Here is a 23,369-nt window from a genome sequence, read left to right as displayed (position 1 = left end):
AGTCATCATTTTTTATTCATTTTCCCGAAACGCTTTTCCTAAAACATCAATTCCACCCGTCGCAGAAATAATGGATCCTGTAATAAAGTCTGACTTTTCATCAACAAGAAAAGCAATCACTCTTGCAATATCTTCTCCAGTTCCTTCGCGTTCAAGGTGATTCTCCTTTGCGGCAATTGCGTCCCGAATGGTTCGTTCTTTCCATTCCGATGTAATATCGCCTGGAGAGATCATATTCGCTGTAATACCATTTTTCCTTTCTTCTAAAGCAATCGTCCTTGTTAACGAGGCAAGACCTGTTTTTGCTGCCGCGAATGCGGACCGATAAATCCATCCCGGTGCTGTTTCCACTCGATCAAAACCAATGGTAATGATTCTTCCCCATTTTTGTGTCCGCATCATTGGGATAATTTGTTTTGCTAAGTAAAAGGTGCTACTTAAATTTCCTTGAATTAAATAATTCCATTCATCGAAACGATAATCCGTTAGTGACTTTCTTTCATGAATATATGGTCCAGCATTATGAATGAGTACATCGATTTTATTGAACATTTTCGCCGTCTCTACGACAATTTTTTCACAGTCTCCTTCTTTTGCTACATCACCTTGAATGATCATATGTTTTGTTCCGTACATTTCGTTTAAATATCTGACTAGATTTTCTGCTGCTAATGTATTGGATCGGTAGTTAATAGCTAATTGGTAGCCTTGTGCTGCTAGCTGAATAGCGGTCTGTTTCCCAATTCCAGTTGCTCCCCCAGTAATCAGTGCGACTTTTTTATCCATCAATCTCCCCCCCAATGAATTTATTTTAACGTCATTTTGTCTATATAATAACTACTAGTCTGTTCATACGTATTTATGAAAAATAATAGAACTACTTAATCCTATTCTAGAAAACAAATATCGAACTATTTTCAAAGGTCACTATATTTGATAAAATAATTTTAATATTCTATTCTACATTCACTTTTGATTTTTATATTTTTATAACTTAACTTGAGGAAAATTCTATCTATACTTTATCAAAGTTTTCCTTGTTGAGTAACGATTTTGAATTAAAAAACGTGGGTACATTCCATTAGTACCTTATTCAAGCAAAGAAATGAAGCAAAATTAGGAGGATCACCGTGAAACTAACTGAACAAGAATTAGAGATACTTGCGATACTAGAAGAAAACCATCGTCAATCAACAGAATCTATTGCCATGCAAACACAATTATCGGTAGAAAAGGTGAATGAACTTATTAAAAAACTAGAGGATGCTCATATTATTGTGAGCTATCCTGCCCTTATTGATTGGAGTAAGGTAGAAGGAAAAGACAATATCGTTGCAGTTATCGATGTAAAGGTAACTCCAAAACGTGGCGTTGGCTTTGACGAAGTTGCTGAAAAAATCTACCGTTACCCTGAAGTAACCTCACTTTATTTAATGTCTGGAACGTACGATTTATCGGTTACAGTTGAAGGAAAAACAATGAATGAAATTGCATCGTTTGTATCGGAAAAATTATCTACAATTGAAAATGTCATTTCGACAACGACGCATTTTATGTTAAAAAAATATAAGCATGATGGCGTTATTATTGAAGGAAAAGATGATCAAGACCGGAGAATGGTGGTATCTCCATGATTGACTATACAAAAGTTTTAGCAAACAAAGCTGTTCAATTACAACCATCTGGAATTCGAAAATTTTTTGATGTTGCTTCAAAAATGGAAAATGTCATTTCATTAGGGGTTGGTGAGCCAGATTTTATTACCCCATGGGCAATTCGTGATACAGCGATTGCTTCATTAGAAGACGGATATACTTCTTATACAGCAAACCCTGGACTGCTTGAATTACGGGAAGAAATTGCAAATTATTTGGATCGGAAATTTCAGCTTTCCTATCATCCAGAAAATCAAATTATCGTTACAATTGGTGCAAGCCAAGCGTTAGATACAGCCTTTCGTGCTTTGTTAAATCCTGGTGAAGAAGTATTAATTATTGAGCCGGCATTTGTTTCCTATGCATCACTTATCACGATGGCTGGAGGAAAGCCTATTGCCGTAAATACGAGTGCAGAAAATGGCTTTAAAGTAACTGTGGAAGAAATTGAGCGAGCAATCACTGACAAAACAAAAGCAATTTTATTATGTTCACCAAATAATCCAACTGGGGCATTTTTGAATGATGAAAATTTACAAGCCATTGCGAAGGTTGTTATAAAACACGACTTAATCGTTGTGTCCGATGAAATATATGCAGAACTTACATATGATGACAACTATGTAAGTATCGCTACCCTACCTGGAATGTACGAGCGAACAATTGTCATTAATGGTTTTTCAAAAGCATATGCAATGACTGGTTGGCGGCTTGGTTATGTTTGTGCCCCAACACCCATAACAGAAGTCATGTTAAAAATACATCAATACACGACGATGTGTGCTCCACATATGTTGCAACATGGTGCGATTGAGGCTTTACGCAACGGTAATGAACAAGTTGAGGAAATGCGAAAGAGCTACCGCCGCCGTAGAAATTATATTGTACAAGCATTAAATGATATTGGCTTGCATTGCCATATGCCAGGAGGTGCCTTCTATGTTTTTCCATCGGTTAAGGACACTGGTCTTACATCCGAACAATTCGCTGAGGAGTTACTCATGAAGGAACGGGTTGCCGTTGTTCCGGGGAATGCTTTTGGGGCTAGTGGTGAAGGTTATATTCGCTGTTCATATGCAACATCTATGCAGCAACTACAGGAAGCAATAAATCGAATCGGGCGCTTTTTACAATCCATTGGTGTGGAACCTAGGGATGGAACTAGTAAATAAGTACAGGAAATATACAATTTTTCGATGCTATAGACAAAATGACTGGGGTAAAGAGATGAGTTTCCAACATATGGATGAAAGGAAAAAACTTGATAATATAGACCACTTGAATCCACACTTGTCCAAAACTTGCAAGAAGTCTATCGTGTAGAACCCATATCAGTGAAATTAGGTTTATTCCAAAAAGAAAGGAGCTGTCCAGTACTGAACTTGCTCCTTAAGATTGTTTTACATTTCGTCCCCCTCTCATAATAGTTGGGGACTTCTGCTAAATAAAGTTAAATGACTTCCTCTTGCACTTCAATCGTTGTCTTTTCTTTACCCATAAACCGATCGACAATCATGCTTAACGCACCATCACCTGTTACATTCGTCGCTGTTCCAAAACTATCTTGTGCTAAATATAAAGCAATCATTAAAGAGAGCATCGTTTGGTCAAAACCAAGCATCGATTTCATAATACCTAAAGCTGCCATGACCGCTCCCCCAGGTACTCCAGGTGCAGCTACCATTGTTACGCCTAACATTAAAATAAACGGAAAATAAGAAACGAATGTTGGGTGACCCCCATTTAATAACAACACACCTAATGAACAGATTACTAAAGTAATGGTACTTCCAGATAAGTGAATTGTTGCAAATAATGGAATACAAAAATCGCCAATTTTAGCCCGAATTCCTGTCTTTTTCACCGATTGTAATGTTACTGGAATAGTTGCAGATGAAGACTGTGTTCCCATTGCGGTAAAATATGCTGGCAACATTGTCTTGAGTAAGCCAAATGGGTTTTTCCTTGAAAGCGTTCCTGCCACTGTATATTGAAAGAGTAAAATGGTAATATGCAACACTATGACAAGGACAAAAACTTTAGCAAAGACAAATAAAATATTTTGTACTTGACCGCCAAAAGTCATGTTCATAAAAATCCCAAATATATGAAATGGTAATAACGGAATAATCGCAACATTAATAAACTTTTCGATAATAATTTGAAACTCATCAAACGCCTTTTCAAGTGTATCTCCCTTAGTGGAAGCAATCCCAACGCCAATAATAAATGATAAGATAAGTGCACTCATCACATCCATAATAGGAGGCATTTCAACAACAAAAAACGCTGATTGTAAAAACTTCTCTGGATTTTCAGCCGTTTGCAACGTATTTCCAGCGACAAGACTTGGTAACAACACACTTCCAACAAAGAAAGCAAGTAAACCAGCAAGAATCGTAGAAACATAGGCGATAACAGTAGATATTCCGAGTAACTTACCTGCCCCTTTTCCTAAGTGAGCAATCCCAGGAACAATGAATCCAATAATAATGAAAGGAATAGCAAAATTTAAGAAGTTTCCAAAGATCCCATTAAATGTAGCAAAAGTTCTCACAAACCATTCAGGAACAACATTTCCGAGTAGAACACCTAAAATAATAGCAGCAATAATTCTGGGCAAAAGTCCAAATCTCTTTTTCATCAATAGTCCTCCCTACACGTACAGATGTATTTTATAGGAATACTATATCATATTTTTTTCACTTGTAAAGAGTTATCCTGGAATAATATTAAAATATGGATCTTTTGATTCCATTCTCTTAAATGAAATGTTATTCACCCAGAACAAGATTAAACTTCTTTATCATATAAACCATGCGTTTTTTGGGGAAACATCATCTAACTTCTTAAAATAACAGAGTGCTTTTGTAAAAGAAGAAAGGGTTCTACATATTAGTCATATTTAATATATAAACCCCCTTCATTTTTCTATCCTTTTTTAAATTGCGTCTTAATCATTCTCCAAGGTGGTTATGAATCACTAAAGAACTATTTAAAAAATACATGGATTATCCATGTATTTTCTTTGCCTTTTCAATATTTACTTTAATGGCTTCGATGACGGCAGAGCGGAGGCCCATTTCTTCAAGCCGAGCAACCGATTCGATTGTTGTTCCTCCTGGTGAGCAAACATTATCTTTTAGTGTACCAGGGTGTGCCTCCGTTTCTAATAGCATTTTTGCTGCACCTAAAACAGCTTGAGCAGCGAATACATATGCTTGTTTTCGTGACATCCCGTGCATTACTGCTCCATCTGCTAATGCTTCAATGAACATATAAGAAAATGCTGGTGAGGAACCTCCCACTGCCGTTACAACATCCATAATCGACTCATTAACAAACTCCACTCGACCAAAGCTTTCAAATAGAGCTTTAATTTCTTCTTGATCCCCAGGTGTTACGAACGAATTAATTGCCACACCAGTTATTCCTTCTCCGACAAGTGCCGGTGTATTTGGCATAGCTTTAATTACTTTCATTGGTCGATTCAAACGCCTTTCATTTTTCTCAATCGTCTCTCCAACAGCAATTAAAATTAATATGGCATTTTCTTTCAACTCATCACGAATTTCTTCCAGTACGGGTCCATACATATCGGAAGTCGTCGTTAAAAATAAGAAATCAGCTTTCCTAGCAACTTCTAGATTATTCGTTGTTGTTAGGATTCCATAGGTTTGTTCCACCTCTTGAAGACTCGGTAATGAACGATTTGAGACAATAATTTGCTCCGGTTTAATGAAGTTTGCTCGCATCATTCCCCCGATGATCGATTTTGCGATATTTCCACATCCAATAAATCCAACCGTCCGATTCATTTTATTCTCTCCCTTACAAACTTTGTATTTATGCATTTATAAATACACATTATTTTAAAAATTATAACAAACCCATTTGAATTAGGAAAGGAAAATAAAAAAAGCCAGAACCCAAAACGTATTTTTGGACTCTGACCTTGTTATCGGGAAGACAGGATTTGAACCTGCGACCCCCAAGTCCCGAACTTGGTGCTCTACCAAGCTGAGCTACTTCCCGTGAAATTTTAACAAAAATATTATATCACAAGTTAACTATTTTTATCGTTGTTTTTAATGACATCTTTTCAAATATTTGTAATGCCCGAGGCTTACAATAATCAGCAATTGCATTTCAATGGATGATCAGCTGAAAAATTTTCTATAATTTAAATACTGGCCTTTGTTTATCATTGATTGGAGACTTTAAATGAACAACTTTCAGCGCTCACATTTATCGGTGGCTTTACAACAATTGCTGGGACACAAATCGCTAGTATACTAGAGACACTCTTCAAGAAAGGAGATTGGAAACAGCTAGATATATCATTTTATATTAGTGAAACTAAAATACAAGCTATGAGCGTGGGAGTACTCATAGCTTGTTATATATGAAGGGTAGAACAAAAGACGATTGTCTCTGTTCTATTCACCCAATAGGTGCAAAAATTTCAATTATTTCCACTATCGCTTTAGCTCCAATTCTCGCTGGCCCTGCTCCAAGTGGCTTTTTAATAGCATCATATATAGTTTCTTCTAATTTACCATATGTTACTTTATCAAGAGCCTCTAGTTTGCGAAGAGCTGGCTTTACATAAGTATGCATAACATTTCCAACATTTTTTACAGCTGTTTTCCCAAAATATTTACCAACAAGATTAGTAATAGTTGTAGTATTATTAATTGCCCACTTTAAAGCCTTTACTTATATAAATAGGTGCAGCAAACAATAAAAAGGTTTCCATAATCTAGATAAAGATTAAAACGTTCAACCTCGCCAAAATTCTCAATAAAAAAGTCAAGTTCATTCAAGATACCCCATGATTAAGGCAGAATTATCAATTTCCCTTTTTTGTGTTTAATCGCCTTTCTTAATTATTCTTAAAGCTGAATATTTCTAATTTAATTAAGCCTCAAACCGAACTATTATGAAACTTTAATTTAGAGTTTCATAATAGTTCGGTTTGTTTTTCCTTGGGGTTGCTGTGACGTCAACAGGCCTGTCCCTCGGTCACTCTTGATAAGAAAATATGTAGTTGTCGAATTCCCATAATGATACGATAAATATTTTTAATACATTAACTTTTTGAAAAATAATATGATTCGTTTTAACTGTCAATGAAAAAGTGAAAAGAGTTTAGAAATTAATACAAATCTGTTCTCCTCGCTTGAAAGATTGGGATTGTGTTACGAACGCGGTCAACTTCGTCCAGCTCGATTTCTACATAAAATACTCCTTCACTTTTTTCACCACCGAAATACACATCTCCCCACGGTGAGACAACCATTGAATGGCCGTTGTATTCATTATTTAAATCTTTTCCAACACGATTTACGGCAATGACGAAACATTGATTTTCGATGGCACGTGCTTTCAATAACACTTCCCAATGGTCAACTCTTGTTTTTGGCCACTGAGCAGGGATAAACATCAATTTCGCTCCGCTGAGTATATGAGTTCGAATCCATTCTGGAAAACGGATATCAAAGCAAATCACCCCTCCACAATCGGTACCATCCAATTGAAAAATATTTTTAGTCTGACCTTCCTCGAGATGGCGTGGCTCATCCATTAACGGGAATAAATGGGCTTTATCATACTCCGCAACAATCTCCCCCTCACGATTAACGACATACATCGTGTTAAAAAATTTCCCCGCTTTGTTCGTTGCTACTGAACCACCAACAATATGAACCGCGAACATTTTCGATAGACGACACAACAAATCTTTTGTTCGTTTCCCGTTATCATCCGCTATAGCCCATAGTTCATTTAGTGCGTAACCCGTATTCCACATCTCTGGTAAAACGATTGTATCTGCACCTTGCCTTGCCGCTTCTTCAATATACTTTTCTACTTGTAGAAAATTTTCTTCCGGCTTACCAAACACAACATCCATTTGAACGAGTGCCATTTTCATAAACATCACCTACTAGACATATATACTTTAAGACTATAAAATTATTAATAAAATTTCAACATATTAGGCAATTTCGTTTTTATTATAAGTATATTAGATAAAGGGTGATAGCAGTGAACTACGCAAATAAATTGAAACGACTTCCAACGCAGTTTTTTGCAAGTCTAGTTGACAAAGTGAATCAAGCAATAGAAGAAGGTCGTGATGTGATTAATTTAGGCCAAGGAAACCCTGATCAACCAACACCAAATCATATAATTAAAGCTCTACAAGAAGCCGCTAGTGATCCGATGAATCATAAATATTCCCCTTTCCGTGGGTTAAAAGAATTTAAAGAGGCGGTTTGTGACTTTTATCAAAACGAATATGCTGTTCAACTTAATCCAGAAACAGATGTCGCTATTTTATTCGGTGCAAAAGCTGGGTTGGTCGAACTTCCATTTTGCTTATTGAATCCCGGAGAAACGATGTTATTACCCGATCCTGGTTACCCTGATTATTTATCTGGTGTTGTATTAGCCGATGTACATTACGAAACGGTCCCCTTAAGGGCCGAAAATAACTTTTTACCTAACTATGATGAAATACCTGAGGAAATAAAAGAGGAAGCAAAATTACTCTATTTAAACTATCCGAATAATCCAACTGGAGCTGTCGCAACAGAAGAATTTTTCAAAGAAACGGTCCAACTCGCGAAAAATTATGGAATAACGGTGATGCATGACTTTGCTTATGGTGCGATAGGTTTTGACGGAAAGAAACCGGTTAGCTTTTTACAAGTCGATGGTGCTAAGGATATTTGTGTGGAGATGTATACATTATCGAAAACGTACAATATGGCTGGATGGCGGATTGGCTTTGCGGTTGGAAATCCCACTATTATTGAGGCGATTAATTTATTTCAAGATCATTTATACGTTAGCTTATTTCCGGCAATCCAAAAAGCCGCAATTGAAGCATTAACTAGCGACCAAACTTGTGTGGAAGAATTAGTTCACCGTTATGAATCTCGGCGAAACGTTTTTATCGACGCATGTAAGGAAATTGGTTGGAATGTAACTGCTCCAAAAGGATCGTTTTTTGCCTGGCTTCCTGTTCCAAACGGATTTACTAGTCAAAGTTTTGCTGATTATTTATTAAAAAAAGCCGATGTTGCTGTTGCACCAGGGAATGGTTTTGGTAAGTTTGGAGAAGGTTATATCCGTGTCGGCTTATTGATGGACGAGAATCGGCTAGTTGAAGCTGTTCAGCGAATTGGGAAACTCAATGTATTTCAATAAATAGGGATGCGAATAATAGGTATAAAGATGTAATGTTATCTAAATAAATGCTTAATTATATACATTTTAAAAAAACTTTACTAAAATAGAAATGGTGTCAATAAATGGAATAAATAGTTATTACGTTTACCTATTTACACCAATATTATCTACTTTATTAAATCGTACAGATATATTATTTTCCATTAATTAGAAAATCTGAATTGTAATTATTGTTTCTTCTAATAATTACAGAAAATGAGTGACATGTTGATAGGGGGATTTCTCATTGAATACCGAATGGGCCTATATTGACACAGGATTGAATAGTGCAGCTGTCAATATGGCATTTGACGAATGTATGTTGCGCTGGCATAGTCAAGGAAAAATCCCACCGACACTTAGGTTTTATGGATGGAGCAAACCTACCTTGTCGATTGGGTATTTTCAACGAGCAAAGACAATTAATTTTCAGGCAGTTGAAAAGTATGCGTGTGAGTTCGTTCGCCGGCTCACTGGTGGAAGTGCCGTTCTTCACGATGATGAATTGACCTACAGTTTAGTCATCGATGAGCATGACCCAAGCATCCCAAAATCAGTCACAAAAGCATATTACATACTCTCCCAAGGAGTACTAGAAGGTTACAAAAACTTAAACGTTCCATGTGAGTTTGCCATTCCCGAAAGAGAGTTAGACAAAGAACGTTCTGCGATTTGTTTTGAAAAGCCATCTTTCTATGAAATGGTTGTTGATGGGAAAAAGATTAGCGGGAATGCACAAACCCGAAAACAAGGCGTACTCATGCAACACGGTTCAATTCCGGTAAGCCTTGATAACAATATGCTATTCGACCTTTTTGCTTTCTCCTCGGAGAAAAGCAGGCAGAGACGAAAAGAACAATTTGCACAAAAAGCTACATCCATTAAAGAAGTAACAGGCAAGTCCTATACATACGAACAAATGAAGGTAGCTTTCAAAAAGGGCTTTGAAACTGGACTCGACATTCATTTATCACCACTGAAACTATCTGAGGAACAATGGAAAGAAGTACAAGAATTAGCTCACACCAAATACGAAACAGACATGTGGAATTATTATACGACGAAGGAGCGTGAAACCATTGCCACAGCAAACTGATTACATTCGGAAGCCGGAATGGTTAAAAATCAAACTAAACACAACGCAATCTTACGGAAATATAAAAAATCTCGTGAAAGGAAATCGACTAAATACCGTTTGTGAAGAAGCGAAATGCCCAAACATTTATGAATGCTGGAGTGAACGTGGGACAGCTACATTTATGATTTTAGGAAATGTTTGTACGAGAGGTTGCCGTTTTTGTGCTGTTGCTACTGGTCGTCCTACTGAATTAGACTGGGCCGAGCCAGAACGTGTCGCCGATTCGGTAAAAGTGATGGGATTGAAACATGTTGTCGTTACCGCTGTTGCTCGAGATGATTTAATAGATGGTGGTGCCGCTGTTTTTGCAGAAACGGTTCGTGCCATTCGCCGGAAGAATCCTGGTACGACGATTGAAATTTTACCGTCAGATATGAAAGGCGATTATGAAAGTCTACATACATTAATGAGTAGCAAACCAGATATTTTTGACCATAATGTGGAAACCGTACGCCGACTCACACCAAGGGTTCGTGCGATTGCAAAATATGACCGCTCCCTCCAGTTATTGAAACGAGTGAAAGAAATCTCTCCAGAAACTCCAACAAAGTCAAGTATTATGGTTGGTCTCGGGGAAACGAAAGAGGAAATTCTTGAAACGATGGACGACTTGTTAACTCATAACGTTGACATTATGACAATTGGTCAGTATATGCAACCAACGAAAAAGCATTTAAAAGTTGAGCGTTACTATCATCCAGATGAGTTTGCAGAGTTAAAGGAAATTGCCTTAGCAAAAGGATTTAAGCATTGTGAATCTGGTCCGTTCGTTCGTACATCTTACCATGCCGATGAACAAGTAAATAAAACACCTGCACAACAAAAAATTGAATATTTAAAAGCAATGGATCAACAAGAAAATCAACAAATGAGCTAAGTTTGATTTCTACTAACTTCTTGCTTGCAATGATAATCTCCCATGGCTACGGTCAAGGGAGATTTTTATTATGGATTACCCTTTTTCAGAATGAATTTTACCATGCTCACTACGTCTGTTTTCAGTTAATCAATGGAAATTTTATTCATCTATTGTGTTATTCACCAAACAATGTTGAATATCTCAGCTTGTCGTTCTAACTTCTCATTTGTTAATATTAAAAATACGTAACCTATAGTATTGGGGGCTTTTTCGATGAATGAAGAGGAGAAACATCTAGCCTATACGAAAAAGTATATGGAGTATATATTACAGGAAACACTAGAAAGCTTAGGCAAATATAAAGGAAATATTCGTGAAGCATTGGCAGAACTCGATAACCTCGACAGTAGCTTAAACTATACGACCGCCTTATCGAATACACGATTTCTTGAAATGGCCACGAAAGAAGCAGATGCTTTAGAGCGATTGATCGATAAGCCGTACTTTGCCAGAATTGATTTTCAAAGGAAAGGTCAGCAGGAAACCGATACTTATTATCTTGGAAAAACATCTCTTTATGAAAAGGAAACACAAGAACCTATCATAGTCGACTGGCGTTCCCCGATTGCCAACGTATATTATGATGGCCGACTGGGTGATGTTTCCTATGAGTCTTATGAAGGTGAAATCGAGGGAAATCTTTCATTAAAACGGCAATTTAAAATTGAGGAAGGTAAGCTAATTGATTATGTCGATGTCGATATGATGGCAGCAGATGATTTACTCCTAGAAGCACTCTCAGGTAATGCAGACAATCGATTAACAGAAATTATTACAACCATTCAAGCAGAGCAAAATCGTGCTATCCGGGCTGACTTAACAAAGCCGATTATCATTCAAGGTGCGGCTGGGAGTGGGAAAACAACCATTGCCCTTCACCGCCTCTCCTATTTCATCTATCGGTACAAAGATCGCTTTCAACCTGAACAACTAATGATTCTCGCACCAAATCATATGTTTCTTGGCTACATTGCTGATGTATTACCTGAACTAGGTGTAGAAAAAATACGGCAAACGACATACATCGACTATGTTAAAAAATGTATCGGCGGAAAAGTAAAAGTCATAAATCCTAAACAAAAACTCATTTCACTTATTTATATGACGGATACAAAAGACAAAAGCCTACTTACATGGCTCTCCCAATTTAAAGGTTCATTTACTTACAAAAAAGTAATTGATCGGTATTTAAAAGATATACGAAAACAACTTACCCCAACGGAAGATTTTTATCTTGAAAAATATCGTCTCGTATCAAAGAAAAGACTGCAACATTTATTTTTAATCGATTATAACTATCTCCCTTTTTACAAGCGGCTTGAAAAAATCGAAAATGTATTGAAAACAGATGTACGTCAGAAGAAAAAGCAAATTAGTGATAAATTAGCAAAAAAATATGATGATTATTTAGATTATGCATTAGAAATTAAAAACGCTGCAAAACGAAGAGAAAAAGTCGTACAAGCAATGGATGCTAAAGAAGAACGGGTAAAAACAATTGCACTCGAGGCAAAGACAGCCGTAAAAAATTATATAAAAAAGATCCCAAGAAAGACATTATTAGACTACTATAAAGAGCTCTTTTCAAATAAAGAGAGATTCCGTAACTATACAAGTGATGTTCTCTCAGAGGAGCAAATAAATTTTTTCCTTTCCTACAATAATAAACGGCTAGAAAAAAGCCAAGTAGAAATGGAAGATTTAGCCGCATTATTTTATATGCAGGCAAAAATATTTGGCATTAAAAAGGAATTATTAGCTAAAAATGTTGTTATTGATGAAGCACAAGATTACAGTAACTTTCAATTATATGCGTTAAAGGCTGGACTTGAGACAGATTTGTTTACTATTGTCGGGGATTTAGCACAAGGTATATACGCATACCGCGGATTACGCTCCTTTGAAACATTGAAAAAGGTTTTCCCTGAAGCAAACTATGTTACTTTACAAAAAAGTTATCGGACAACGGTTGAAATAATGAATGTAGCCAATGACATTTTAAACTTGATGGGAAATCATTTACCACAAGTTGAACCCGTTGTTCGTCACGGAGAAAAACCACTCTTTCTACATTATCAGAACAAAAATGAATTTATAACAAACGTTCAATGGGCCATGAAAGAAATTGAGCAGGCAGGACTTCAATCAATCGCATTCATTGGAAAAACAGATGATGAATGTAAAAAGATAGAAAAGGTATTGAAAGGACAAGTTGAACGACCGATTCAATTATTAAAAGAAAATGAAGATATGAAACAAGATCATCTAATCATTGTCCCTTCCTATTTATCAAAAGGGCTTGAGTTTGATGTGGTGCTTCTTGCTGTGATTGATGAGACGTTTACAGTAGATGATATTGATATAAAGTTGTTATATGTTGCAATGACACGCCCAATGCATAGACTTTACTTCATTGCCAAGGATAAACAGGACCTACTTTTAAATGTTACAACCAATATTATAGAAAAATAGAATTTACAAGCCTTGCATCAATAGAAAACCATTATTTGTAAATCGTATCGTATGATCTCAGGGAAGGCATTTTTCCGCCTTCTTTTTTAGCTGATAAGAAGGCTTCGGCACCAATATCAAAGCCAAAACTCTCTTTCTCATTAAGCAACTCTAGTCTCTCATTTCGTTTGAAGGCTTGGATACCCGCCTTCTGTTTTATTCAACCCGACAAAATTATTTCTCCGGTTTTAATAATATTCACAGACATTTATCGTATATATGATACAAGTTCACTTTTTTGGAGGAATATATATGAAAAAGTCTCTTCTTTTTATCTTATTAGGAGTTTTATTCATTTTTATTTTTGTAACCGGATACAGGACGTTTGCTATCCAATCGAGGCAACCAACCCCTATGAAAACAAATGTCGTCATTGATGAGGAAAAAGCAATTACTCATTTTTCTAAGGCTCTTACTTATAAAACAATTTCCTACCGTGATCGAGAAAAATTTGATTATGATGAATTTGAAAAGTTTATCGAGTTTTTACAAAAAACATATCCGACAGTACATGAAAAATTGGAATTCGAACGAATGAATGACTATGCACTTGTCTTTAAATGGAAAGGGACAAAGGCGAACAAAAATCCAATTGGACTAACTAGCCATTATGATGTCGTACCTATTTTAGAAGGAACGGAGGATAATTGGGAACATGATCCATTTAGTGGAGATATTCATGATGGAACGATTTGGGGACGCGGAACATTGGATGATAAAATTGGCGTCATTGGCATTTTAGAGGCGGCGGAATTTTTATTAAATGAAGGATATGAACCAGAACGAGATATTTACTTTATGTTTGGTTTTGATGAAGAAATTGGTGGGGAACATGGAGCAAAAGTAATTGCTGAGACGTTGAAAGAGCGTGGCATACACTTCGCATTCGTCCTTGATGAAGGAGGCGCAATTATTGAAAATATGGTTCCTGGTGTAGACCAACCTGTTGCTGTCGTTGGAATTGCTGAAAAAGGCTCGGCAACTGCGGAGCTCTCCATTGAAGGAAGTGGTGGACACTCTTCACAACCGAAAAACCATACAAATATAGGTCGCATCTCCAAGGCAATTGCAACATTGGAGGATACACAATTCCATGAAGAATTAAGAGGACCCGTTAATGATTTATTTGAATTCGTCGCTCCTGAGATGAGTTTACCAATGCGTTATGTTTTTGCGAATAAATCAATTTTCAAACCAGTCATTGAAAATATTTTATTGAAAGAACCAACAACCGCAGCATTATTGCGGACGACAATCGCACCGACGATTTTTCAAGCTGGTGAGCAATATAACGCATTACCAGAGAAGGCATCTGCTATTATTAATTTACGACTCATGCCTGGGGATTCACTCCTAGACGTAGAAAATTTTATTAAGGAAACGATTAAAGATGACGATATAAAAGTAAAAGTAAGTGGAAATGAAGCATCGAAAGTGTCCTCTGTTGATGGGTGGCATTTTAAATCCATCCAACAAGCGACGAGAAATGTCTATGAAAATGCGATTGTCGCACCATATTTAATGTTTGCAGGCTCAGATGCAAAACATTACGATGAAATTTCCGATAACACTTATCGTTTCCTACCCGTATTAATTACATCAGACGACTTGAACAAAATGCACGGGACAAATGAACAAATAAGTATAGACAATTATATAAATGCGATTAAGTTTTATATAGAGATTATGATAGAGGCTAGTTCGTAGTGGACAAAAAAGCTTTTCAAATACGAAGAATACGGGGTATCCGAAAATGGGATATCCCAAAAAATTTGATAATCAAGTAAGTTGGTATATCAAGGCTTTGAAACATAAAAAGGGGGCATCCGGAAACTCAAAATACGACTTTCTGGACAGCCCCGCCTTCTTTGTGAAAACTTAAATTTTTATAGCACATCTTGCTACGATCCTTCAATTCTTTGACACCCATCATTTACTTACTAGCTGTTCCCCACTAACCACACATGTTGCTCCTTTATTGTCGATCGCAAGTGGGGCAACTTTTGCAGTTACACCGTATTTTTGTAAAGTAGACTCCATAAAAGTAATGAGTTGTTCACAATCACCCGTTGCAAAGGCAATGATTGTTGGACCTGCACCACTAATAACACAACCGAGTGCGCCATAATCTTGGGCATTGTTTTGTAGTTCTTCAAAACCTGGTAATAAGGACTGACGGTACGGTTGATGGATACGATCATTTAATGCAACACGCAAGGCAGATAAATTACCTGTTACAAGTGCACTAGTTAATAATGCTGAGTGACTAATCGCATGAACGACATCCTCCCTTGAATAATTCGATGGTAATACATTTCGAGCCAAGGATGTTTGTAATTCATAGTCGGGGATTGCTACAACAACTTTCAATTCTTCAGATGGTTTCAATAAATTATATGCGTATTTACCCACACTACTTTTTGCTGCAACAATCATTCCACCAAAAAGTGATGCCCCAACATTATCTGGATGCCCTTCCATTTCAGACGCAAACTGGAAAACCTCCTCCCTTGAAAAAGGTTTCCCTGCTAACTCATTTGCAGCGATAAGTCCACCAACAATTGCCGTTCCGCTAGATCCGAGGCCACGAGCTAGTGGAATTTCACTTGTTACTTCAATCTCCAGCTCTGGCGTCGGTAACCCTGCTTTCAAAAATAAATAATCAATTGTTTGATAGATTAAATTATTTTTATCTGTTGGAATACCAGCTTGATTTTCCCCAATCAAATGAAATTTCGTTTGTTTTGCGCGCTTTATTTTTATCGTTGTGTATAATTGCAGCGCCATCCCAATCGAGTCAAAGCCCGGACCAAGATTTGCCGTACTTGCAGGGACTCTTACCACCATTTCAAAATCATCCATTTTTGCACCATCTTTCTAGCTAGTTTTTTCAGTATTTATATCACTTTTCTAGCTAGGGACACTGTATCGTTAAACTACCCATGTACCTTCCCCTTGCCGAATGCGAATATTACATTCTTAACACATTTAAAACAGACTGATAATCAGCATTTACTTTTTCCATCGAGAATTCATTTTTCAATACAACATCAGGATCCTTTAACCCGTTTCCTGTTAACACACAAACGACTCGCTTTCCTTCCTCAATAAGCCCTAGCTTCCGATGTTTCACAACCCCTGCCAACGAAGCACAAGAGGCTGGTTCGGCAAAAATACCTTCTGAACTTGTTAATAATTTTTGAGCAGCTAAAATCTCTTCGTCGGTAACCGAATCAATTCGACCGTTTGATTCATCAAGGGCCCGTTTCGCTTTTTCCCAACTAGCAGGATTCCCAATTCGAATCGCTGTTGCAATTGTTTCTGGATTTGTGACCATTTCTCCTTTAACAAGTGGTGCTGACCCTTCCGCTTGGTATCCATACATTTGTGGTAGATGGACCGCTTTATCCTTCTCCACATATTCTTTAAACCCTTTCCAGTAAGCTGAAATATTCCCTGCATTCCCGACCGGAATTGCCAAAATATCTGGAGTCGTTCCAAGCTCATCGACAATTTCAAAAGCTGCAGTTTTTTGCCCTTCTAACCGATAAGGATTTACTGAGTTTACGAGTGTAATTGGTTTTTCACTAGTAATTTCTCGTACGATGGAAAGTGCAACATCAAAGTTCCCATTAATGGCAATAATTTTGGCACCATACATAATCGCTTGGGCTAGTTTTCCAAGAGCAATCTTTCCATCCGGGATGAGGACATAGCAGTTCATATTTGCTCGTGCCGCGTAGGCCGCCGCTGCTGCTGACGTATTCCCAGTTGAGGCACACATGATTGACTGACTCCCCTCCTCTACCGCTTTTGCAACAGCCATCACCATTCCGCGATCTTTAAATGAACCGGTCGGATTTAATCCCTCGTATTTAAAATAAAGATCTAAACCTAATTTTTTTGATAAATTTTCTGCTCGAATTAATGGTGTACTCCCTTCATGGAGACTTAATAACGGAGTATTTTCTGTTACTGGTAAAAATTCACGATATTTTTCTATAATCCCGACCATCTTACTCGCCGCCTTCCACTCGATAACTACTTTTTACTTTTTCAACAAAATCAACTTGCTCGAACGCATTTAGTATCGTATCTACTTGTTTTTTTGATGTTTTATGTGTCACAAGAATGAGCTCTGCCTTTTTATCTTCATTCGGATAAGGCTCTTGGAACACTTTCTCAACACTAATACCCTCTTCAGCCATTAGCTTTGCAATTTGTGCCAACACACCACTTTCATCGTTTACAATTAGTCGGATAAAATATTTTGAATAGATTTCTTTATCACTTTTCAGCTTTTTCTCATGATAAGGTGTTGCCATACTACGACCAGTAATACCAAGTTTAATGTTTTTCACTACTGTAACAAGGTCAGATAAAACGGCAGTGGCTGTCGGTAGTTCACCAGCACCAGGACCATAAAACATCGTCTCACCAACCGCTTCTCCGTAAACATACACCGCATTAAATACACCATTCACCGTTGCGAGTGGATGAGAGTTTTTAACCAATGTCGGTTCAACACTTACTTCAATAAAATCATCATCCTTTTTCGCAATGCCAATTAACTTCATCGTATAACCGAGTTGTTCCCCATATTTCATGTCTTCTAAAGTAACTTGCGAAATACCGCGAACGGATACATCATCTAAATTCATTCCAACATGGAAACCAAGTGATGCGAGGATGGCCATTTTCCGAGCTGCATCTAATCCTTCCACATCCGCTGTAGGATCCGCCTCGGCATAGCCTAACTCTTGTGCTTCCCGTAAAACATCATCAAAAGAGGCATGTTCATTACTCATTTTTGTTAAAATATAGTTCGTCGTTCCATTGACAATCCCCATAATTTGCTTAATTCGATCAGATGAGAATCCTTCAACAATCGCATTTAAAATCGGGATTCCACCGGCAACACTTGCTTCATAATAAAGATCACAGCCAAATTGTTGCGCTTTTTTCGTTAACTCCGCTCCATGAATCGCCATTAAATCTTTATTTGCCGTAACAATATGTTTTCCTTGTTCAATCGCTTCGAGTAAATACGTACGTGCTGGCTCAATCCCCCCCATTACTTCAATGACAACTTTTACATCTTCATCATAAATTAATTCATGTGGATCTGTTGTAATAATATCTGGATTTACATACACCGCCCGCTCCTTTTCGGTATCGCGGACTAAAATCCGACTAACCTCAATTTCCGCACCCGTTTGCTTATATAAATCCTCTTTATTCGAATCAACAATTCGGACGACACCCGTACCCACCGTTCCGAATCCCATTAAACCAACTTTAATTTTATCTCTCATCTTTGTTTCCTCCCCCACTTTTCGTTTGTATCTATATTCTTCATCCAAAATAGTTATTGCTTTTGAAGCTATTCATCTTTTAACTTTCCCCAACAATGACTGCTCGCCGTACACCATCAACATTTATTAACTCTTCTAGAAAATATGTCGTGGATTGTTGAAGTTGGGCTAAATCAATCGATAATACAACATTTGCAATCCCTTGTAGCGGAATACTTTGGTTAATCGTAATGACATTTCCCCCTTTATCGGCTACAAATTGCAATACTCGTGATAATATACCAGGTCGATGTTCCAATAATAGTGACACTGTAATGACCTTTTGATATGTGGCAGTATTAAACGGAAAAATTTTATCTTTATATTTGTAATAAACACTACGACTAATTCCAACTTGATTGACTGCCTCTTGTATCGTTTTAAATTGTCCAGAATTCAGTAGTTTTTTCACTTCCATCGTTTTTCGGATTGAAATTGGTAAAACATCGTCTTGAATTAAATAAAATTTTTCACTCCCATGCAACTATAGTCCTCCTGTAAAATACATTTGTTTATATATAATGAACATTTTAAAATATTATTCTAAAAATTACAATGGTTTTTATTACTTTTTTTATTAATCATTTGAAGATTCCTTAAATCAGTTGGATATAGGTAATCATTTTAGAGATATTTTCTTATGGAAAATGTTGGGTTTTTTAATCAAACGACGATTTGATAAGCTGTGACTACAGTTATTAACAACAAAAGCTTGACTATAATTCGTAATTTTTCATGAATATTTCCCTTTTCAATTTACTTTCTTCAAGCCGGTGTTTAAGATTAAGATAAGAACAAATATTAACTGTATAGGAGGTTTTACTAATGAAAGATTTAGTTGATCGTCTTTTCACATTGGGACTCGGGGTTGCGGCTGTAAGTAAGGAACAAGCAGAAAAATTAGTAGATGAACTTGTTGAAAAAGGGAACATGGCTAAAACCGAAGCTTCAGACACAATCGATGAATTATTAAAAAAGGGAAAAGAGGCCCAACAAAAATGGGAATCTACGATGGATGAGAAACTCAATCGCATCATCCGTGAAGCAAATCTCGTTAGTCGAAAAGAATTTGAAGAACTCCAAAAACGGGTTCAAGAACTAGAGGAAAAGCTTGCAGATGATAATAATAAAGAGTAATAATAAAGGCTACACGCTACCAGTAAATTTTTGTTAGTCTCTTTACGGAAAATGAATGAGGTGGAATGAATGATTGGAAAACGCTTGAAATACGCCCAACGCTATCAAGAAATCCTCTCTGCTCTTTTAAAAAATGGGTTCGGATTTGTCATAAAGGATCTAGGATTACTTGATTTTAAAAGGAAAGTAGAAGCGGATTCCACGATGCATTCCAAAAGTATTGCCGAACGGATCCGATTCGTACTCGAAGAACTGGGTCCTTCTTTTGTTAAATTAGGACAGCTTGCAAGTACCCGGGTCGACTTAATTCCAGAACCTATTATTAAAGAATTAGAAAAATTGCAAGATCAAGTTGCACCAATTCCATTTATAGAAATCACCCATGTAATCGAGAAAGAACTCGGACACTCAATCAATGAACTGTTTCTCGAGCTTAGTAAGGAACCCATTGCTTCAGCATCTATTGGACAAGTACATATTGGCCAATTACCTACTGGTGAGAAAGTCGCAGTCAAAGTACAGCGCCCAGCCATTGAAGGGAAGATAGAAATTGACCTTCAAATTTTAGCTGACTTAACGAATTTAATGGAGGAAAAATTTGATTGGGCAAGGGTTTACCGTTTAACAGAAATTGTTGATGCGGTCGGGCGGAGTTTACGACTCGAACTAGATTATACAACAGAAGCATGGAATGGTGAAAAAATAGCCCGGCAACTAAAGGCCGATCAAAGGTACGTCATCCCACATATTTACTGGGAGTATACGACGAAACGAATATTAACAATGGACTATATTGAAGGAACGAGTTTAAAAGAGTTTACCCAAGTTGGAACTGTTGCAGAAAAAAAAGAAGTGGCTAAACAAATTGTTGATTGTATGTTTCAACAAATTTTCCTTGATGGTTTCTTCCACGGAGATCCACATCCTGGCAATCTATTTGTTCTACCAAATAATCGTCTCGCCCTCATTGACTTTGGAATGGTCGGTCGGTTATCACCCACATTAAAAAACGACCTTGCTTCAATTGTTATCGCACTAAAAAGGCGGGAAATTCATGAAGTCATTTATATACTTCAAAAGCTCGGGCAAGGAGAAGAACCAATTGACAGTGAACAATTATATGCGGAAGTAGAAGATATCGTCGAGATGAATATGGACATTCCATTAAACCAAATTAGTCTTGCAAATTTAATGAATAAACTGATGCAAGTCTCGCTAAAACATCATCTACATATGCCTGCAGATTTAACTATTCTCGCAAAAACATTATTAACGATGGAAGGTATTCTATCCAAGCTTGACAATACTCTTTCCATTATTGATATGGCTCAACCTTTTGGTGAAAAGCTCATTCACAATCGCTTAAAGCCCGTATCGATTCTTCGAGAGTTCCGTCGAAAAGTACGTGATGTAAAAATTTTTATTAACCAATTATTAGAGACAGGAAATTTGTTAACAAAGAGTGGAAAAATTCATGTAGAAATCTCTTTACCGGAAGTTAAACAGTTATCACGTAAATTGGATCGAATTACGAATCAAATTTCATTTAGTATTATTTTGCTTGCATTCAGTATTTTAATGGTCGGTCTTATTATTAGTGCATCTATTTCTGAAGTAAGCACTATTTTATGGGATTTTCCAGTTGTGGAAGTCGGTGGTGTGGTGGCAACATTAATGTTCTTATGGTTATTATTCTCTATCATACGGCATGGAAAGTTTTAAATGGCCAACACGATGTTAATTACCCAGACGTTGCCACAACCTATGGTGGCTAGCCCCTTGTTCCCCTATTCATCACCAACTGAATTGTTTAATCATTTTTTATTCATGGGGCTGTCCGAACATGGGATATCCCCAAAATGTGATAATCAAGAAAGTTGGGATATCAAGGTTTTGACACATGAAAAGGGGCATCCAGAAAGGAAAAAGACGACTTTCTGGATGCCCCTACTTCTGCTATATAAGTTTCATTCCACTTACCTTTTCTATGAATTGACCTTAAATTAATCTTTAATAGTGGCTTTTGGGAGAAATTTATTTCACTTTATAGCTTTTAAGTATGTTTTGTCCTGCTTCATTTTCGTAATATTCAATTGTCATCTTTGTATTTTCTTTTATTTTTCCCCATTCATTCATTGTATCTGGATCAATTTGTAACGATAGGTAATCCTTACCATCTTGTACTTCAATTGTATGTGGATCGGCTAGTCCAACATAGGTAACTTCTTTTTTAATTACTTTTTCACTTTCATCATTTTTGATTCCATCTTGACTCACTTCATCACCAGTATCACTTTCTCCATCTTTGACACTTTCATTGTTTTCCTCGTTATTATCGTCATTCGTCACCTGTTCATTTTCTGTCGTATCTGTTACCTTCTTCTTTGTGTCGTTATTCGTTGTCTCATCCTTCGTACTGTTCGTTCCGCATGCACTTACCAACATAATCAATAGAATTCCAATTACAATTTTAATGAACTTTTTATTCATCTGGCTCACCCTCGCTTTTCGTTAATTAATTACAATTAAAAAGGAAATAGACGATAAAAACAAGTTGCCTCTAAAAATATATTTTGTGAATGATTTAGAACTTTATACAACCTGTAGATATGTAGAAATAGAAACAGGAACTGGCTATCATGACTAGATCCTTTAAAATAGACCTCATCCGTTATTTTTAACAAAGAATTACTATTATTTATTATTCTGAAAGTGGAAGAGAAACAGCTATTATACATTTTTTTAAGTGATTTCGAAAAGTATTCCTTACACGTGAGCCTTTGAAGTAAATAAAGTTGTGTCTCGTCAGCTACATAGTTTGCTTTACTTTCAAAATACAAAAACATTTTATATGATAGAGATAATATAGGAAAATGGAGGGGTTTTCATGGAATTGGTTGTTTATTTAGCTGGGCAAATTCATGATAATTGGCGAGAAGTAATAAAGAAAAAAGCAGAGGAGAAAAACTTACCTTTAAAATTTGTCGGACCGCAAACGAATCACGATCGTTCTGATGCAATTGGAGAAGAAATCCTTGGTAAACAGCCAGGAAAATTGTACCGAGATGATGCCGCATCAGACATTAATAATTTCCGAACACAAGTCCTCATGCAAAAAGCTGATATTGTCATTGCGTTATTCGGTGAACAGTACAGACAATGGAATACCGCAATGGATGCTAGTACAGCCATTGCTTTAAATAAGCCAACGATTATTATCCGTCCTAAGTCTCTGATTCATCCGTTAAAAGAATTATCAAACAGAGCGAACGTCACAGTTGAAACCGTTGAACAGGCATTAGACATCATTCGTTATATATATGAATAACCTACTAAAGACAAAGGCTTAGTCAAATTCATGTACTAAGCCTTTGTCCTTTATCTATTTATAAACCATGTCGTTCTTCAATCTTGTCTGT

Annotated in this window: 20 protein-coding genes and 1 tRNA gene; 10 read left to right on the top strand and 11 right to left on the bottom strand. The window is 36.7% G+C overall.

Features of this window, described 5'->3' with window-relative positions:
* Window positions 1–12 precede the first annotated feature (12 nt).
* Window positions 13–786, bottom strand: coding sequence for an SDR family oxidoreductase (locus BN2144_RS07745; RefSeq protein WP_033827670.1), 774 nt, complete (start codon window positions 784–786; stop codon window positions 13–15).
* 344 nt (window positions 787–1,130) lie between these two features.
* On the opposite strand from BN2144_RS07745, the gene BN2144_RS07740 reads away from it, so the two are divergent.
* A complete protein-coding gene (locus tag BN2144_RS07740) occupies window positions 1,131–1,634 on the top strand; it encodes an Lrp/AsnC family transcriptional regulator (RefSeq protein WP_033827669.1) in 504 nt (167 codons plus the stop codon).
* Entirely contained in the window at window positions 1,631–2,827 is a 1,197-nt protein-coding gene (locus BN2144_RS07735; protein WP_033827668.1) for an aminotransferase, read from the top strand. Before BN2144_RS07740 ends, BN2144_RS07735 begins: the two co-directional genes overlap by 4 nt.
* 278 nt (window positions 2,828–3,105) lie before the next feature.
* Here the strand turns inward: BN2144_RS07735 and BN2144_RS07730 are convergent, their stop codons facing one another.
* The 5 genes from BN2144_RS07730 to BN2144_RS07715 all read right to left on the bottom strand — a co-directional run bounded on the left by BN2144_RS07730 (window position 3,106) and on the right by BN2144_RS07715 (window position 7,590).
* Window positions 3,106–4,299, bottom strand: coding sequence for a dicarboxylate/amino acid:cation symporter (locus BN2144_RS07730; RefSeq protein ID WP_033827667.1), 1,194 nt, complete (start codon window positions 4,297–4,299; stop codon window positions 3,106–3,108).
* Window positions 4,300–4,666: 367 nt separating this feature from the next.
* Window positions 4,667–5,473 (bottom strand): pyrroline-5-carboxylate reductase, encoded by an 807-nt coding sequence (proC, locus tag BN2144_RS07725; RefSeq protein WP_033827666.1) that lies wholly within the window; start codon window positions 5,471–5,473, stop codon window positions 4,667–4,669.
* Window positions 5,474–5,616: 143 nt separating this feature from the next.
* A tRNA-Pro gene (locus tag BN2144_RS07720) sits at window positions 5,617–5,690 on the bottom strand.
* Between the two features lie 408 nt (window positions 5,691–6,098).
* Window positions 6,099–6,275 carry a hypothetical protein gene (locus BN2144_RS19870; RefSeq protein ID WP_154665497.1) on the bottom strand — a complete coding sequence of 59 codons (177 nt, stop codon included), beginning with the start codon at window positions 6,273–6,275 and terminating at the stop codon, window positions 6,099–6,101.
* 538 nt (window positions 6,276–6,813) lie between these two features.
* Entirely contained in the window at window positions 6,814–7,590 is a 777-nt protein-coding gene (locus tag BN2144_RS07715; RefSeq protein ID WP_033827665.1) for a carbon-nitrogen family hydrolase, read from the bottom strand.
* Window positions 7,591–7,703: 113 nt separating this feature from the next.
* Here BN2144_RS07715 and BN2144_RS07710 point away from each other — a divergent pair, with 113 nt between their 5' ends.
* From BN2144_RS07710 to BN2144_RS07690, 5 genes are all read left to right on the top strand, one after another.
* Window positions 7,704–8,870, top strand: a complete 1,167-nt coding sequence (locus tag BN2144_RS07710) for a pyridoxal phosphate-dependent aminotransferase (protein WP_033827664.1) — start codon at window positions 7,704–7,706, stop codon at window positions 8,868–8,870.
* A gap of 322 nt (window positions 8,871–9,192) precedes the next feature.
* Window positions 9,193–9,987 (top strand): lipoate--protein ligase family protein, encoded by a 795-nt coding sequence (locus BN2144_RS07705; protein ID WP_042337750.1) that lies wholly within the window; start codon window positions 9,193–9,195, stop codon window positions 9,985–9,987.
* Entirely contained in the window at window positions 9,971–10,906 is a 936-nt protein-coding gene (gene lipA / locus BN2144_RS07700; protein ID WP_033827662.1) for a lipoyl synthase, read from the top strand. Before BN2144_RS07705 ends, lipA begins: the two co-directional genes overlap by 17 nt.
* Window positions 10,907–11,161: 255 nt before the next feature.
* Complete coding sequence (gene helD / locus BN2144_RS07695; protein ID WP_033827661.1) at window positions 11,162–13,420, top strand: RNA polymerase recycling motor HelD; 2,259 nt, start codon at window positions 11,162–11,164, stop codon at window positions 13,418–13,420.
* A gap of 291 nt (window positions 13,421–13,711) precedes the next feature.
* Window positions 13,712–15,166 carry a M20 family peptidase gene (locus tag BN2144_RS07690; protein ID WP_033827660.1) on the top strand — a complete coding sequence of 485 codons (1,455 nt, stop codon included), beginning with the start codon at window positions 13,712–13,714 and terminating at the stop codon, window positions 15,164–15,166.
* 222 nt (window positions 15,167–15,388) lie between these two features.
* Here the strand turns inward: BN2144_RS07690 and thrB are convergent, their stop codons facing one another.
* The 4 genes from thrB to BN2144_RS07670 all read right to left on the bottom strand — a co-directional run bounded on the left by thrB (window position 15,389) and on the right by BN2144_RS07670 (window position 19,297).
* Complete coding sequence (gene thrB / locus BN2144_RS07685) at window positions 15,389–16,306, bottom strand: homoserine kinase (protein ID WP_230199716.1); 918 nt, start codon at window positions 16,304–16,306, stop codon at window positions 15,389–15,391.
* A gap of 124 nt (window positions 16,307–16,430) precedes the next feature.
* Complete coding sequence (thrC, locus tag BN2144_RS07680) at window positions 16,431–17,474, bottom strand: threonine synthase (RefSeq protein ID WP_033827658.1); 1,044 nt, start codon at window positions 17,472–17,474, stop codon at window positions 16,431–16,433.
* A gap of 1 nt (window position 17,475) precedes the next feature.
* The gene (locus tag BN2144_RS07675) at window positions 17,476–18,774 is read right to left on the bottom strand and encodes a homoserine dehydrogenase (RefSeq protein ID WP_033827657.1); all 1,299 of its coding nucleotides are present in this window, start codon (window positions 18,772–18,774) and stop codon (window positions 17,476–17,478) included.
* Between the two features lie 79 nt (window positions 18,775–18,853).
* A complete protein-coding gene (locus tag BN2144_RS07670; RefSeq protein ID WP_033827656.1) occupies window positions 18,854–19,297 on the bottom strand; it encodes an ACT domain-containing protein in 444 nt (147 codons plus the stop codon).
* A gap of 341 nt (window positions 19,298–19,638) precedes the next feature.
* On the opposite strand from BN2144_RS07670, the gene BN2144_RS07665 reads away from it, so the two are divergent.
* Both BN2144_RS07665 and BN2144_RS07660 read left to right on the top strand, forming a co-directional pair.
* Complete coding sequence (locus BN2144_RS07665; protein ID WP_033827655.1) at window positions 19,639–19,950, top strand: phasin family protein; 312 nt, start codon at window positions 19,639–19,641, stop codon at window positions 19,948–19,950.
* A gap of 69 nt (window positions 19,951–20,019) precedes the next feature.
* Complete coding sequence (locus BN2144_RS07660; protein ID WP_033827654.1) at window positions 20,020–21,672, top strand: ABC1 kinase family protein; 1,653 nt, start codon at window positions 20,020–20,022, stop codon at window positions 21,670–21,672.
* 312 nt (window positions 21,673–21,984) lie between these two features.
* Here the strand turns inward: BN2144_RS07660 and BN2144_RS07650 are convergent, their stop codons facing one another.
* Window positions 21,985–22,440, bottom strand: a complete 456-nt coding sequence (locus tag BN2144_RS07650; protein ID WP_050632249.1) for a hypothetical protein — start codon at window positions 22,438–22,440, stop codon at window positions 21,985–21,987.
* 397 nt (window positions 22,441–22,837) lie between these two features.
* Here BN2144_RS07650 and BN2144_RS07645 point away from each other — a divergent pair, with 397 nt between their 5' ends.
* Window positions 22,838–23,278 (top strand): YtoQ family protein, encoded by a 441-nt coding sequence (locus BN2144_RS07645; protein WP_033827652.1) that lies wholly within the window; start codon window positions 22,838–22,840, stop codon window positions 23,276–23,278.
* Window positions 23,279–23,369: the final 91 nt, after the last annotated feature.

It is taken from the genome of Bacillus andreraoultii (assembly GCF_001244735.1).
Classification (GTDB): domain Bacteria; phylum Bacillota; class Bacilli; order Bacillales; family Caldibacillaceae; genus Caldifermentibacillus; species Caldifermentibacillus andreraoultii.
This window is presented reverse-complemented; position numbering and strand designations above follow the sequence as displayed.